The following is a 13,065-nucleotide window of genomic DNA, read 5'->3' as shown; positions in this document are numbered from 1 at the left end:
TTGGGCTAACGAAAAAGATAGTCTTATGCTACAACTGACCACTACCATCGATCTGCCCGCCAGCCCGGACCGGGTATGGGCTGAACTAACCAACTTCGCGGCTTATCCGGACTGGAACCCGTTTATTACGCAAGCCAGTGGGGACTGGGCCAGGGGCAACATTGTCGCCATCACTGCCGGGGGAATGGATTTTAAGCCAAAGGTTTTAGCCTTTGCTTACGGGAAAGAACTCCGCTGGTCAGGGAGTCTTTTGTTCAAAGGGCTCTTTGATGGGGAGCACTATTTCCTGCTAAAAGATAATGGTGATGGAACAACCACCCTCACCCACGGGGAAAACTTCTCGGGCCTTCTGGTGCCGCTCTTTCGCACGAAATTGAATAAGGATACAAAAACTGGTTTTGAGGCCATGAACAATGCCTTGCTGGAACGACTGAAATAACGGGTGAGCCTTGTTTTTGCTTATTGACCTACATCAATGAAAAGCAATGTCGCTTAGCGACATCTTTGCGGCTAAGAAGTAGAGCTAAAAAAGAATGTTACAACTTGATACAGTAATTGAGCTGCCAGTCTCATCGCATGAGGTGTGGGCAGAACTAACGGATTTTTCCAAGTACCCATCCTGGAATCCGCTCATTACCTCCGTTTCCGGCAACTGGCAAGTTGGCAACACCGTGACCATTACGCAAAACGGTGTAGATTCCCTTTCGGAGGTTTTGGTGGTTAAGCCAGGAAAAGAACTCCGATGGGGAGGGCGAATTTGTAGCGGTTGGCTGTTCGACGGAGAACATTATTTTCTACTTACGCAGAATGGCGACGGAACCACCACCGTGGTACACGGCGAAAAATTTACGGGCGTGCTTGTCCCCTTGATGGAGGCGAAATTGATGAAAGCGGCCAAAAGCGGTCTCATGGCTATGAATGAAGCGTTCAGCAAGCGGTTTAGCTAGAACTAACGAGGAAGGCCATTTTCTTTAAACAACTCTTCCGGGCGTAAGCCTTTTTTAAATTTCTCCCCAAAGCCCGAATTGTTCGGTTGGTAACTCCCGATAATGGTTGGGTTAAAACCCTCGGCGGGGATGTCATCAGCACGATCCAGCGCCCAGGCAATACCATTAAGGGCCAGCCGGCGCATATTTTCATTTTGCCAGTCGTAAGGGTGGCCCAGGGTCGTGAAAAAGACACGGGCACCTTTATAGTCGTTCGTCCAGGCAACGGGATTGTTGAGCGGGAACTGATCAAGCCGACCGGCTTCCTCGTGCTTGGAGCGGAGGGACTTGCCGCGTAGCAGTTGCTTTGTCTTCGGGTTAATCTTCCACTCCCCGCCATCAACGTGATAGAGCCAGGAGTAAGCATCAAAGGGTTGTATACCATTAAGGATGGGGCTGTGAGCCTCTTCGACGAGACTAACGGCGGTGAGCGGGTCGTGTCCATCATCAAAATGGCCGTGGTGGGTGATCCACTGCTGGCCGAAGACGGCCGTTGGCCAGTCGTTGTTGAGGTGCTGGCGCAGGGAGTCGTCTTTATACATGAAAGCATGGGTGCTGGTCCGGAAACCAGCCATGGGTTTACCGCTTTCGGCGAAGTCGAGAATGTGCTGGGCCTGCGCGTCCGGCAGGGCGCGCCAGCGGGTGAAGAGGACCATCATGTCGGCATCGTCCAGGGCTTCCAGTCCCTCGATATTATCATTGACGTTTGGGTTGACAAACCCTGCTGAATCCAAGGCAAACAGCACCTGCGTACGCGCCCCCAATTCCCGTTCCACCAGTCTGGCCAGCATGGGCATCGACTCTTCTGACCTGTATTCTTCGTCGCCGGTCACGAACACGATTAGCGGCTTCTCCGCCTCTTTTTCGGGCGCGGACGCGGGTGCAGAGGAAGGATTGCAGGAGCAAAGGAGGGACAGCATGGCCCCGAGGGTAAGTAGGTTGTAGCGCATGATTCGTGGATGTTTGAACAATTTACAATTAAGCTTTTATTTTCTGACCGATTCCTTTTGCTGAATTAACCATCGCAGCTTTAAAAAATAAAATTACTTAAGCAGTGTTTAAGAAAGTATGAATAGAATAGCTGCTTTCCTTCTCTTCTTATCCTGTTCACTATCTGCTCAAAAGATAACAAAGGGCTTTCTGCACTCTCTTTCGGAAAGAATACCACATAAGGGTAAAGCATATCAAAATATTCAACACCTCAATTCCTGGCTGCAATTGGCTGGTGAACCGGATACTATCGTATACCAGCGATCTGGAGATACTATTGTTTATACCTTTCGAGGTAATGAAATAAACGTAGATGCGAACCTAAATGGAGAAAAGCGGCCCATTGTGACTTGGCATAATGGTGTACACGGCCATTGGCTTCTTGGGTGCCGTTATACGTCAAAAAAGGAAGAGGAGATTGGTCTAAAAGAGGAAGCAATAGTTGTACGAATAAGGGAATGTAATGCTAGGACAAAAAATGAAACTGTTACACTGGAGAACTATCGGAATGGTGTGCTAATGGGGCGTTCCGTAAAATTTAGCCGGCGTAGCCTAAGTGTTTTAGAAGAAGGGCAGTACAGGCAAATTGATAGCTTGTGGCAAGATACTGTCTTACACGTTGACCCAATGACCTATGAAATTGTGGATAGTTTGATTATTCGCAATAAGTACCCCGTTAAGTTCGGCGAATGGCTATACTTCAATGAAAAAGGGGATACGGTTAAGGTGGAATCGCATTACCCAAAATGATTTATACTAGTAGTCTGCCATTTGGGGGTGTGCTTTCAAGGCTAGATTATACTGATAATATTTTCCATTTCAAGCTGTAAAATATTGTGTTGGGAAAGCAATTCAATCAACTTCGGAGCGGACCGTTTAAAAAGCTCTACTATAACCTTTCTTGATTGATTAGGAACTTTGACGTACACCAATTTAGCAGGTTTCCCCCTTATTAAGGCAGAATGATAAAAATCTGAATCTTTTGAGACAATTACGATGTCAATATCTAGAATTTCTAAAATCTCCTCATCCTTGGTGTCATTTCCATCAGGTAGTTCTCGGGCATGTATTGCTTGGTGACCCAGTTCTGTAAAGGTTGCTGTAATTTGCCGGGGCAGCTGAGCATCGATAAAAAACTTCATGCTGCTATGGAATGAATAATGGCCGATTCTCCAACTTTTAGCATGGTATTAGCATAAGCAATACAGGCTAGGAAATCATCTCGTTCCAGATCGTCAAACTCTTCCAATAATTCATCAATGGTATCACCGCCCGCCAGATAGTCTAGCATCGATGTTACCATGTAACGTTTGTTACGAATGGTAGGCTTGCCATGGCAAACCTCCGGGTTAAGGGTAATGCGATCAAGTAAGGCTGAACGTTCCATATTGATAAGTTATGTCCTGTGAAGTTAACGATTATTCCCTTCACGAAGTTGCTTTAATTCACTTCTTCATCGCCTCCCGCAACTCCTCCACCTTATAATAGCCCTTCTTTCCGGAAGCCTTGATTTCAGCCCGGACGCCGGAGACAAATTCCGGCGTAACGACGGAGGAGCGATTACCAAAAGCGTTGCGGACGTAAGTCATCACCTGAGCAATTTCCTCATCGTTGAGCAGGTCTTCGTAGGGTGTCATGGGGACCTGGCCGGGGTAAACCTTGCCCTTGACTTCAATGGGCCCAATCAGGCCCTTGAGCAAGATTCTGGCTAATGTCTTCGGATCGCCGGTTACCCAGCTGGAGCCCATTAGCGGCGGGAAGCCGGAGGCACCGAGCCCTTTACCGTTTTTCTGGTGACAGGTCCGGCAGGAGCCGTCTTTATGGTAGATGTCCCAGCCGGCGGAGAACTGCTCCAGGTCGTCTCCCTTGAGGTGATTGACGATGATCTCGGAGCCTTTGGTGACTTTGAGGCCTTCTCCGGTAAGAAACTTAGGGGCGGCCTCATAGAAGGGTCTCATCCATTCCTCAATGGGTTGTTGTTCGGCGGTAGCGAGGACCATTCGGCCAGCGTCTTCCGGTAGCCAGGTGGCGGCTACCAAAGCGGCCATCCGGACCCGGGGGTGAGGGTCAGCGACGGCCGTGTTCAGCAGTGTGGTCTGGTAGTTGATCTGATGGCCACCGTAGCGGAGAACCATGACGGCAGCGGCGCGGATGCGGTAGTCTTTGGCCTGCAGTGCTGCTTCCAGAAACTCCTGATCAATACGGTTTTGCCCCCAGGTAACCCAAAGGCCCTCAAGCAGTAGCTCTTCGTAGTGATCGTTGTCTTTGTCTAGTGCGGCAACCCAGTCTTTAACGGCAGGTAATACCTCTTCCGGAGTCCGCCCCCGTAGCTCGCGGTGGCTGCGATAGCGGCTTCGGTATTCGGGCAGCTTAAGATTGTTCAGCAGGGTCATAACGGATGCTCCGGCTACTTCAGCAGGCTCTACTAAGGGACGGGAGGGGTAAGTTATCCGGTAGACCTTACCGTGTACATGATCGCGCAATGGATCACGGGCATTATGCTGCATATGGCCCACGAGAACATTGTGCCAGTCAATGAAGTAAAGGCTACCGTCAGGGGCAAACTCCATGTCTACGGGGCGGAAGTTGGGATCCGTTCCGCTTACCAGATCTTGTCGCCAGCGGGTAGTGTATTCACCGTCTTTCGTGTCGATCATCTGATGCTGTTTCATGCCCAGGAAACCAATGGTGTTGTTGATGAGCATATCGCCCTGTACCTCGTCAGGAAAGTGACGGCTGGAGACGAACTCCAGACCGGACGTTGGACGCACCATGTGGTCGTCTTCGATTAACTGGCTGCCCAGTGGTGCCTGGGTACCATATTGATTGCGAATGGTACTGGGTAACATCCATCGGACAGAAGGCCCCGAAGTATGAGCAAAAAACGGCTGGCCCCAACGATCAAAGGCGATGCCCCAGGGGTTGGGGATCGGGATCTGAGCGGTACGTTCCAACTGGCGACGTTGGGGGCTAAAACGGTAAAACCCACCGTTGGCGGCCCGAACAGTGCCGTGGGGGGTCTCAACGTTGGTATGAAGAAAAAGCCCTTCGCCCATATAGATGGCGCCGGAGGGGTCAGTGGTATAGGCGGAGATAGTATGGTGGGTGTCGTGATCATCGAAACCGGAGAAGATGATTTCCGCCTCATCATACTTATCGTCGCCGTCGGTGTCTTTTAATAGTTTGAGGTGAGTACCCTGAGAAACGTAAATTCCTTCTGGGGCAAATTCGAAACCAACGGGTACGTGGAGGTCATCGGCGAAGACGGTGGATTTATCGGCCTTGCCGTCTTTGTCCGTGTCTTCGAGGATGAGGAGTTTGTCGTTAGGCCGGGCATCGCCCGGGCGGTAATGGGGGTAAGTTGGCATGCAGGCTACCCACAGCCGGCCCTTGTTGTCAAAGCTCATCTGAACGGGGTTGGCCAGCTCAGGGAATTCCTGCTCGGAGGCGAATAGCTCCAGCTTATAGCCGGGGGCTACGGTGAAGGTGGATTGTAGCTCGTCGCCATAGAGGTAGTCTACCGTGCCGTCTTCGTTGGTCAGGGAGTAATTGGTTTTCACTGGTGGTAGCTCAAAGGTCTTGGCGTCAGCGGCAGCAATGTCCATCTCTTCGCCGCGGAGGGCCATCCAGATGGCCGTATCCCGGATGAGGGTCATCTCCCGTATTTTTTTGATTTCCATCGGGTAGTTGTCCGGGCCAAAAGGATTGTGCCGCCGGCCGTAGACGTGCACGCCGTTCGGGATCTTATAATCATTGTGCCAAAGCCAGTTTTTGTCCTTGACCAAAGCCTGCACCTGCGTGCGCGCCGCCTCTTTCGCATTCCCTCCGAAAAGACGGTCGGCCAGCCAGGGAGCCAGTTTTTTATAAGCGGCTCCTGAAAGCTGTAAACCGTCAGTGGTCATGCCATCATCCTCGGTCATCCATTCTGCGCTGGGGGTGAACAGGTCGATGAACGGCACACCCGCCTCCGTGGCGACTTCCCGGATGGCTTCGGTATAGATTTTCAGGTTTTCGTTCTCAAGCCTGCCGTCCGGCACGTCCATTTCCGCTGACTTATCCTGAAATGCTGTGGGGGAAACCAGTGCGATGCGGGGGGCGTCTTCGCCGTTGTAATCCGAAAAAGAGGTGTAGTCTATCCAGGCCTTCAACTCTGCCTTGAAGTTGTCAATTCCGGCGGCTCCGTTTTGGGATTCATTGTAACCAAAAAAGCCCAGAATGACATCTGCTTCCAGACTGGTCAGCCACTGGTCCGGAGTGGGGAAATCCCCTTGTGGATCGGAATCCCGGGAGAGGCCGCTGTCTTCGTAAAATTTTTCTGCACCCGGGAAGGCCCATGGATCATTCCGTGCTGAATGTGGCTGGAAGCCCGGGGTGTTGCCGGCATCACACATATTTCGAATGAACAGCTCATGCTCGGGAAAACGCAGCTGTAACTCTGTTTCAAAATGGCCGAACTCCAGCATTCGGGCGCAGAGGTTGTTACCCACCAAAACGAGATGGTCTCCCTTCTCTAAGGAAAGTACCGGGTCGGGCCTGGGCTCACTACAATAACTGAGAAGAAGGGTAAGACTAAGGAGAAGGTAAGGGCGCATGATCGACGATTATGGGCCTAAGATAGTGAGCAAACCTCTGGATTGCATGCAGGTTTTTACCTAATCGATTGACTATTCCTCCCGTAAATTACCCGAGAAATAATCGTAAGGTTCCCCAAGAAGTACGCGCCGAATGAGGCCCAGTTGTCCGAAGTGATAATGATTATGCAGGATGTTCCACTCCAGAGCTTCCCGCTTGATGTTGGCAACGGGATGAGGAAAGTCTGTTGGTACGAGTGGGCTTTTCAGCTCTTCTTCGGTGAGCGAGTCAATGATTTCCAGGGAACGGGTTTGCATTGTCGTCCAATGCGTTAACATTTCTTCCGGAGAAAATTTACCGACGGCTTCCCGGGCAGCGGTTCGGTGATAAAGCCGGGAATAATCCTTTATGGGGATGGCCTGAAGGATATCTGGCTGGTGGCCTTTTATCACGAGTACGGAGTGAAAGTATGCGCTCAGGGTTAAGTGGCCGAGCTGCCAGCTGACGTTGGAGTCTACGACGGGGGGCGTTTCATCCCAGCGATCAGTGGAGATACTGTTGAGATACTTATTAATCCAGTCGTACGCTTGTTGAGTGCGTTGGAGGAGCATAGATATGGAAGAATGGGGTTAGCTTGATGGAATCAGGATTCGGCTAACGAGTCCGCTAGACGGGCAATCATTGTCATACACCCATCCAACTGCTCTACGGCGCAGAATTCATTGGCGCGGTGCGCTTGTGCAATATCCCCCGGGCCGCAGATCACGGAGGGGAAACCTGCGTTGGAGAACTGCCCGGCTTCTGCAGCGTAGGCCACGGTACTGGTTTTGGAAGCCCCGGTGATCTTTTTGATGAGGTCCACGATGGGAGCGTCTTCAGCGGTGTCCAGAGGAGGAACGGGTGGATGCATGGCCACGTGCTCAATGGCGAAGCCGGGGAAGGTTTGGCGGCGCAGTGCGACGCGTTCCTGACAGTGTTTCTCAAAGGCATCGATGATGTCCTGTGCATCATCCATGGGAATGTTGCGAAAATCCCAGTCGAAGCTACACTCATTAGCGATGATGTTGAAGGCGGAGCCGCCTTTGATCGTGCCTACGTGGATGCTGGTATGGTTAGGGTGGAAGCGGTCGTCAGTGCGGCCGGCGGCGATGAGGCTGTCCATTTTGTCTTCGAGCCAGACCACGAGGCGGGCGGCTTCGTGGATGGCATCGACCTCTTCTTTGATACGGCTGCTGTGGCCCTGGCTACCGCGAACGGTGGTGGTGTAGACCATAATGCCCTTTTGGCCGACCATCGGGACGAGCATCGTCGGTTCACCAATGATGGCGCCGGCGGGCTTTTCATCGTAAAAGTCACGAATGGCTTCGGCGGTGATGTCACCAGCCATACAACCAATTTCCTCATCGTAGGAAAAAGCAAAGTAGACAGGTTTTTGGAGGCGTCCCGCAGTATTGCGGGACAGGAGCAGGGGAACGCTCGCCAGACAGCAGGCCAGAAAGCCCTTCATGTCGCAGCTGCCGCGACCGTAGAGTTTGTCTCCCTTCAGCGTGAGCTTAAACGGGTCCGTATCCCAGGGTTGCCCCACCGTGGGGACTACGTCCATATGCCCGCTCAGGATGATGCCTCCATCGACTGCCGGACCGATCCGACAGTGTAAAGCAGCCTTACTGCCATCTTCGTTCGGGACGGTCTGGTAGCTCACGCCGTAGCTGTCCAGGTAATTCGTAATCCAGTTCAGTACCGGAAGGTTAGAGTCTCCGCCCAAAACGGGGAAAGAGACGAGCTCGGTAAGGATCTGGGTGGCGGTGAGGGGTTGGGTTGTGGTCATGGCGGCAAGATACGGAGGCTATGCTACAGCTGAAACTCCTGTATTATGAAGTCCTTACGGACTGAGCCATGATAGTCCGGAAGGCTTTACAATTCAGCACCGGCTTCAGCCGGTGGTAGGCTGCCAGCCTAAAGAACCCAGTGAAAGTTACTGTATCTTATTTTTATATAAACTCTTTGTTCGACAGGCCTGCCGTTTACGGTAGCAGGTTTCCATGAGATACCATTTGCCTGCATCTCTCGAACTATGCGCAAAGCATCTGCTCCACGACCGTGACCGGGGTCTCGAAGTAAGCTGATTCTGCCAGTTTTTCCACTGGGTTTTATGACTATACATAATACTACCAGTCCCGCAGTGCCTTCATTATACTGGCTGGCGGGAAAAGTAACCTTGTCATAGAGGTAGTCTTCTAAATGTTGGGTAGCACATTCCTCATTGGCTGGTAAACTGGGACAGCCAGTAAAACGTGGAGATACATTAACCAGCTCGGCTATCACACCGGATGGAATATTGCCGTAGGAATACGGGCAATAATAGATCTCGTCGTCTAACCAACTCTCAACGTAAGGATTTACCAAGACCAACATCATCAAAGTTACACCTGTTATCCAGGAAACATACAAGTAGAGAAGTGTTGGAGAACGGCGCATGTTCTCAAGATGCTATTGAACATTTTTTTGGTGCGATAAGCAGATTTAAACTGTAGGCACCCCCGCCAACATCTTGTCCCGCAACTCCCGCAGCCGGGCATCATCTTTTTTCGAGCCCGAAAAACGCCCCGCCCAGAAGGCCCGGTAGGTCGTCCAGTATTTGAGGGCGAAGAGGCCGGAGACAGGCAGGCTGAGCAGGTAAAGCCAGCCCCAGCCCGCTGGCCAGACCCAATTAAAGATCAATACCTGGATGAGGTAGGTAATGGGCATCACGAACCAGCTGCCCAGCGTTTGGAAGGTAGCTTTATAGCCACGGTCAATGCCCAGCGCTTTCCAGATAGCATTGATCAGGATGAGCCAGAGGCCATGGTTGAGCAGGCCATAGAGGAAGAAGGGGAGGGCCAGAATGGTGCCCGCGTGTAACTTCCGCTCAGGGTGGTTGCTGAACTCAATGTCTAACTGGCCGTTTTTGCGCAATAACTGGTCGTAGGTGGTGGCCGTCTCCCGCAGGGCTTCGCGTTCTTCTTCGGGCATTTCCCGGAGGGCGGCGAGGATGTCTTGCGTTCGGTAATGATGTTTGCTGACCGTGAGGGGACGCTCATTCTGTATGGCCCGCTCAATGGGGCGAAGGAGATGCTCTTCGGCTTTGTTTTTAGTCTGAATGAGTAGCCCTTGCATACTGGCGGTCAGCTCGTTGGTCAGCGCGCGGATGGCGCGCATGGGGCTGGTCTCATACTGCTCACGGAAAGGCAGTATATCGATGGGCTCTCCGTAGCGGACAAAGGCGCGGCTGAAGCAGGTCGTCGGACTTTCGTAGTTGGCCCCTACGGGCTGAACGGAGAGGCCGAGCTTCCAGTCATTCCGTTTTTCGGCTTCGAGGGCCATGCTGGCGGCACCTCCCTTCAGACGGCGGAGCTTACGCTCCAGCTCACTGGCACCCTCCGGTGCGATGTAAACCACGCTGCCGTTCTCCAGTCCACGAAAAGTGCGGTTGAAAATTTCATCGGTGTCTACGCCCTTGGTGGCTCCTTTTTCCCGGTCCTGTGGACGGGCAACGGGGATACAGAAAGGGTCGATGGCGAAGGCCATTACGGGGTTCATCCACATGCTGGCGTTGGCCAGGAAGTAGGTCTGATAATCCAGGTGAATACCCGCAATTAATGGATCAATCAACGTATTTGGGTGATTTCCACACAGGAGCGTTGGCCCGGGATGGTTGGCACGCTCGCGCCCTTCTACCTCCATGCCGGGGTAGTAAAGACGTATCATCCAGCGGCTCATGAAATGGAAAATCCAGAATACTATTTTTGACATGGGGGCAAGATACACAAAGCTTGCTTTGTTGGTAGATGTTCGCTTCGCTCACTTTCAGACGCTTCGCTTGTGGACTCAAGGCGCAGCGTCTACAAGGCAGAAGACCGTCTAAAAGAAAAGCGCAGCGATTTTTTCGTCTAAGCGCAAAGCGTCTACCTCAAGCCTTAAACTCCAGCAAATAATCCCGCACCAAGGTGTCAAAGTCCGGCCCTTCCTCGAAGTGAAAGCGTACCGCGAGGGGAAGCACAAAAATGGGAAGCTTCTCTTTAGCGATGTACTGCCGGTGTAGCTCGAGCCGCATCGCGTCTTTTTCAGTGGTAATGATGGCTTTGTGTTTACCGGGCATTTCCTTGAAGCGGAGCTGGAGGTTGGCCAGGTCGCGGCGGTCAAAGTAATGGTGATCTTCGTAGTCGAGAGTTTGCACGTGGGGGCTTTCGCGGCGGAGGTGCTCCAGGAGGTAGTCCGTCCGGGCAATGCCGGAAATAAGCAACAGGCTGACGTCTTCTTCCGTCTTCAGGCGGTAGCGATGGTCGAGCATATAATAGGGTGCGGCGTAGTCGTAGTAGGTGAAAAATACCCGCTGGTGGGGTAGGGGGTCGATTTCCTCAATGAGTTGGTCGGCCGCAGCCCGGTCGAGCTCTTTGGGGCATTTACTAACGATGATGATATCGGCCCGGGTATAACCGGAGCGCCATTCGCGCAGGCGGCCACTGGGCAGGAGGTAGTCGCGGGTAAAGGGACGGTCGAACTCCGTCAGCAGGATGTTCAGGCCTGGTTTCACGGAGCGATGCTGGTAGGCATCATCGAGCAGCACCAGCTGAGTTGATGGCTTCTGGGCCATGATCTTCGGGATGGCAAAGGCGCGTTCTTCGGCAACGGTGACCAACACCTCCGGAAATTTCCGGGCGAACTGCAGCGGTTCATCGCCTACCTGCTCTGCATTCATGTTGGGGCGAACGTGGAGATATCCCTTGGTTTTTCGGCGGTAACCACGACTTAAGGTAGCAATCTCCAGGTAGGGGTCTAAACCTCGAATGAGATATTCAATGTGGGGCGTTTTGCCGGCACCGCCAACACTGAGGTTACCCACACTGATGACGGGAACGGAGAAGGAAATGCTTTTCTGCAGACCGCGCCGGTAGGTCCAGTTACGAAAACTCACCCCCAGCCCGTAGAGCAGAGAAAAGGGAGAGAGGAGAGCCTTGGCGAGTTTGGTCTGTACCACTGGAGGAAGATATGCGATATTTGATTGGCGATATTTGATTGGGCTACCGCAGGAGGAGTACAAGCGGGGAGGGGGTTGGGTTGCTATCTGTTACAATTCTTCGATGAACACAGCTGAGTTGGAGACAAAACTGATGTTCTTTGACATCCTTGCTTTTAATAAACCGACGTTGCACCTGCGTCCGCGCCAACTCCTTTTGCTGTTTCTCAAATTTTGATTGCACTCCCCAGGGTTTTATGCGATGATGCGCACTTTCTCTGCCCGGGTTATGCGAAAGGTGCAATTCAGGCGCTACACGCAGGTGCGATGCTGGGTTCCGGGGAAGACGCTGTCTTCTGCTCCTTTCCTCAGACCTTCTTACGCTCCCAATAATTCTGCTCTTCGGTTTCAGCCAGCAGGGTGAGGTAGCTGTGATAGCGAAGGTCGGTCACCCGGTCATCTTCTGCTTCCACGGAGGCGATGACGGCGCAGCCGGGCTCATTCTTATGCAGACAAGTGCCGCCAAAGCGGCACTCCGGGCTGAGGGCAAAAATTTCCCGGTAGTAATAAGCGATCTCGATCGGCTTCAGGTAGTTGAACGATAAGTTTTTGATGCCCGGCGGGTCAATGATTTCACCTCCAAAGGGAAGGTTGAAGAGTTCGGCAAAGGTTGTAGTGTGGGTTCCTTTGCCCGTGTAATCTGAAATTTCTCCCGTCCGCAGATCTAGCTCAGGGGCAACAGCATTGACCAAAGTTGATTTCCCTACGCCCGATTGCCCGCTAAGGAGGCTTCGCTTGTCCTTCAGCAAATTTCGGAACTGGTCAATATTTGTTCCCTCTTCTGCGGAAACGAGCAATACGTCGTAACCAATGTCTTTGTAGATGGACGCGATGACTTCGTAGGTCTCCAGATCTTCTGCTTCCAGAAGGTCGGCCTTGTTGAAAACGATGGTAGTTGGGATGCCGAAAGGCTCTGTCATCAGTAGAAACCGATCAATGAAGCCCAGCTTTACGTCAGGGTAAATTAACGTTACAATGAGTACTGCCTGGTCAATGTTAGACGCCAGCAGGTGTAGTTCGTGTTTTTTGCGGGGGCTTTGGCGAACTACGTAGTTGCTACGGTCTTCTATCTGGCGGATGGCACCTGTTTCTTCGTCTCCCGTACCTTCAATAACCACGGCTACCCGGTCTCCAACGGCAATCGGGTTGGTGAGTTGCTTGTCTTCCAGGCGAAACCTGCCCGCCACCCGGCAACGGAGATCAATATTCCCGTCCGGGCTGGGCTGGTCAAGCTTTACGTTATACCAGGACCCGGTGGATTTGGTGACGGTACCTTTGTGCATATAGAGAAAGTAAGTTAAACCGAAGGTAGAGTGATAAAAAGCAAGTTAGCACTTTAGTTCTCTCTCAATGTCTTATTCTGTTGGCTTTGCTTACGGAACTAATGGTTTTATTCCCCGATTTAAACGTGTCAAATGCTGAAAATGAGCATCTTGTGTTCAATTCTAGTCATTTTGTATA

At 52.0% G+C, this 13,065-nt stretch carries 13 protein-coding genes; 3 read left to right on the top strand and 10 right to left on the bottom strand.

Going from position 1 to position 13,065, the window contains the following annotated elements; genetic code table 11:
• Nucleotides 1–25 precede the first annotated feature (25 nt).
• On the top strand, nucleotides 26–439 hold the full coding sequence (locus BM123_RS10695) for an SRPBCC domain-containing protein (RefSeq protein ID WP_090168130.1): 414 nt from the start codon (nucleotides 26–28) through the stop codon (nucleotides 437–439).
• A gap of 94 nt (nucleotides 440–533) precedes the next feature.
• The gene (locus tag BM123_RS10690; RefSeq protein ID WP_090168128.1) at nucleotides 534–947 is read left to right on the top strand and encodes an SRPBCC domain-containing protein; all 414 of its coding nucleotides are present in this window, start codon (nucleotides 534–536) and stop codon (nucleotides 945–947) included.
• A 2-nt stretch (nucleotides 948–949) separates the two neighbouring features.
• On the opposite strand, the gene BM123_RS10685 is transcribed toward BM123_RS10690, so the two are convergent.
• Nucleotides 950–1,936, bottom strand: coding sequence for a ThuA domain-containing protein (locus tag BM123_RS10685; protein WP_245748501.1), 987 nt, complete (start codon nucleotides 1,934–1,936; stop codon nucleotides 950–952).
• 118 nt (nucleotides 1,937–2,054) lie between these two features.
• Here BM123_RS10685 and BM123_RS10680 point away from each other — a divergent pair, with 118 nt between their 5' ends.
• The gene (locus BM123_RS10680) at nucleotides 2,055–2,726 is read left to right on the top strand and encodes a hypothetical protein (RefSeq protein WP_090168125.1); all 672 of its coding nucleotides are present in this window, start codon (nucleotides 2,055–2,057) and stop codon (nucleotides 2,724–2,726) included.
• 41 nt (nucleotides 2,727–2,767) lie between these two features.
• On the opposite strand, the gene BM123_RS10675 is transcribed toward BM123_RS10680, so the two are convergent.
• The 9 genes from BM123_RS10675 to rsgA all read right to left on the bottom strand — a co-directional run bounded on the left by BM123_RS10675 (nucleotide 2,768) and on the right by rsgA (nucleotide 12,887).
• Nucleotides 2,768–3,118 (bottom strand): DUF5615 family PIN-like protein, encoded by a 351-nt coding sequence (locus tag BM123_RS10675; RefSeq protein WP_090168123.1) that lies wholly within the window; start codon nucleotides 3,116–3,118, stop codon nucleotides 2,768–2,770.
• Complete coding sequence (locus BM123_RS10670; RefSeq protein ID WP_090168122.1) at nucleotides 3,115–3,363, bottom strand: DUF433 domain-containing protein; 249 nt, start codon at nucleotides 3,361–3,363, stop codon at nucleotides 3,115–3,117. The genes BM123_RS10675 and BM123_RS10670 overlap by 4 nt, the downstream gene beginning before the upstream one ends.
• Before the next feature lie 58 nt (nucleotides 3,364–3,421).
• The gene (locus tag BM123_RS10665; protein WP_090168120.1) at nucleotides 3,422–6,568 is read right to left on the bottom strand and encodes a PVC-type heme-binding CxxCH protein; all 3,147 of its coding nucleotides are present in this window, start codon (nucleotides 6,566–6,568) and stop codon (nucleotides 3,422–3,424) included.
• 72 nt (nucleotides 6,569–6,640) lie between these two features.
• Nucleotides 6,641–7,159, bottom strand: a complete 519-nt coding sequence (locus BM123_RS10660) for a DinB family protein (protein WP_090168119.1) — start codon at nucleotides 7,157–7,159, stop codon at nucleotides 6,641–6,643.
• A gap of 32 nt (nucleotides 7,160–7,191) precedes the next feature.
• Nucleotides 7,192–8,376 (bottom strand): acetylornithine deacetylase, encoded by a 1,185-nt coding sequence (gene argE, locus BM123_RS10655; protein WP_090168117.1) that lies wholly within the window; start codon nucleotides 8,374–8,376, stop codon nucleotides 7,192–7,194.
• Between the two features lie 128 nt (nucleotides 8,377–8,504).
• Complete coding sequence (locus BM123_RS10650) at nucleotides 8,505–9,026, bottom strand: energy transducer TonB (RefSeq protein WP_090168115.1); 522 nt, start codon at nucleotides 9,024–9,026, stop codon at nucleotides 8,505–8,507.
• Nucleotides 9,027–9,071: 45 nt separating this feature from the next.
• Complete coding sequence (locus BM123_RS10645; RefSeq protein ID WP_090168112.1) at nucleotides 9,072–10,340, bottom strand: 1-acyl-sn-glycerol-3-phosphate acyltransferase; 1,269 nt, start codon at nucleotides 10,338–10,340, stop codon at nucleotides 9,072–9,074.
• Between the two features lie 157 nt (nucleotides 10,341–10,497).
• Nucleotides 10,498–11,565 (bottom strand): tetraacyldisaccharide 4'-kinase, encoded by a 1,068-nt coding sequence (gene lpxK / locus BM123_RS10640; RefSeq protein WP_090168109.1) that lies wholly within the window; start codon nucleotides 11,563–11,565, stop codon nucleotides 10,498–10,500.
• 347 nt (nucleotides 11,566–11,912) lie between these two features.
• The gene (gene rsgA / locus BM123_RS10630) at nucleotides 11,913–12,887 is read right to left on the bottom strand and encodes a ribosome small subunit-dependent GTPase A (RefSeq protein ID WP_090168106.1); all 975 of its coding nucleotides are present in this window, start codon (nucleotides 12,885–12,887) and stop codon (nucleotides 11,913–11,915) included.
• Nucleotides 12,888–13,065: the final 178 nt, after the last annotated feature.

Source organism: Neolewinella agarilytica, from assembly GCF_900110645.1.
GTDB lineage: Bacteria > Bacteroidota > Bacteroidia > Chitinophagales > Saprospiraceae > Neolewinella > Neolewinella agarilytica.
Note: the sequence above shows the minus strand (reverse complement) of the source record. Positions and strands in the feature narration are given on the sequence as shown.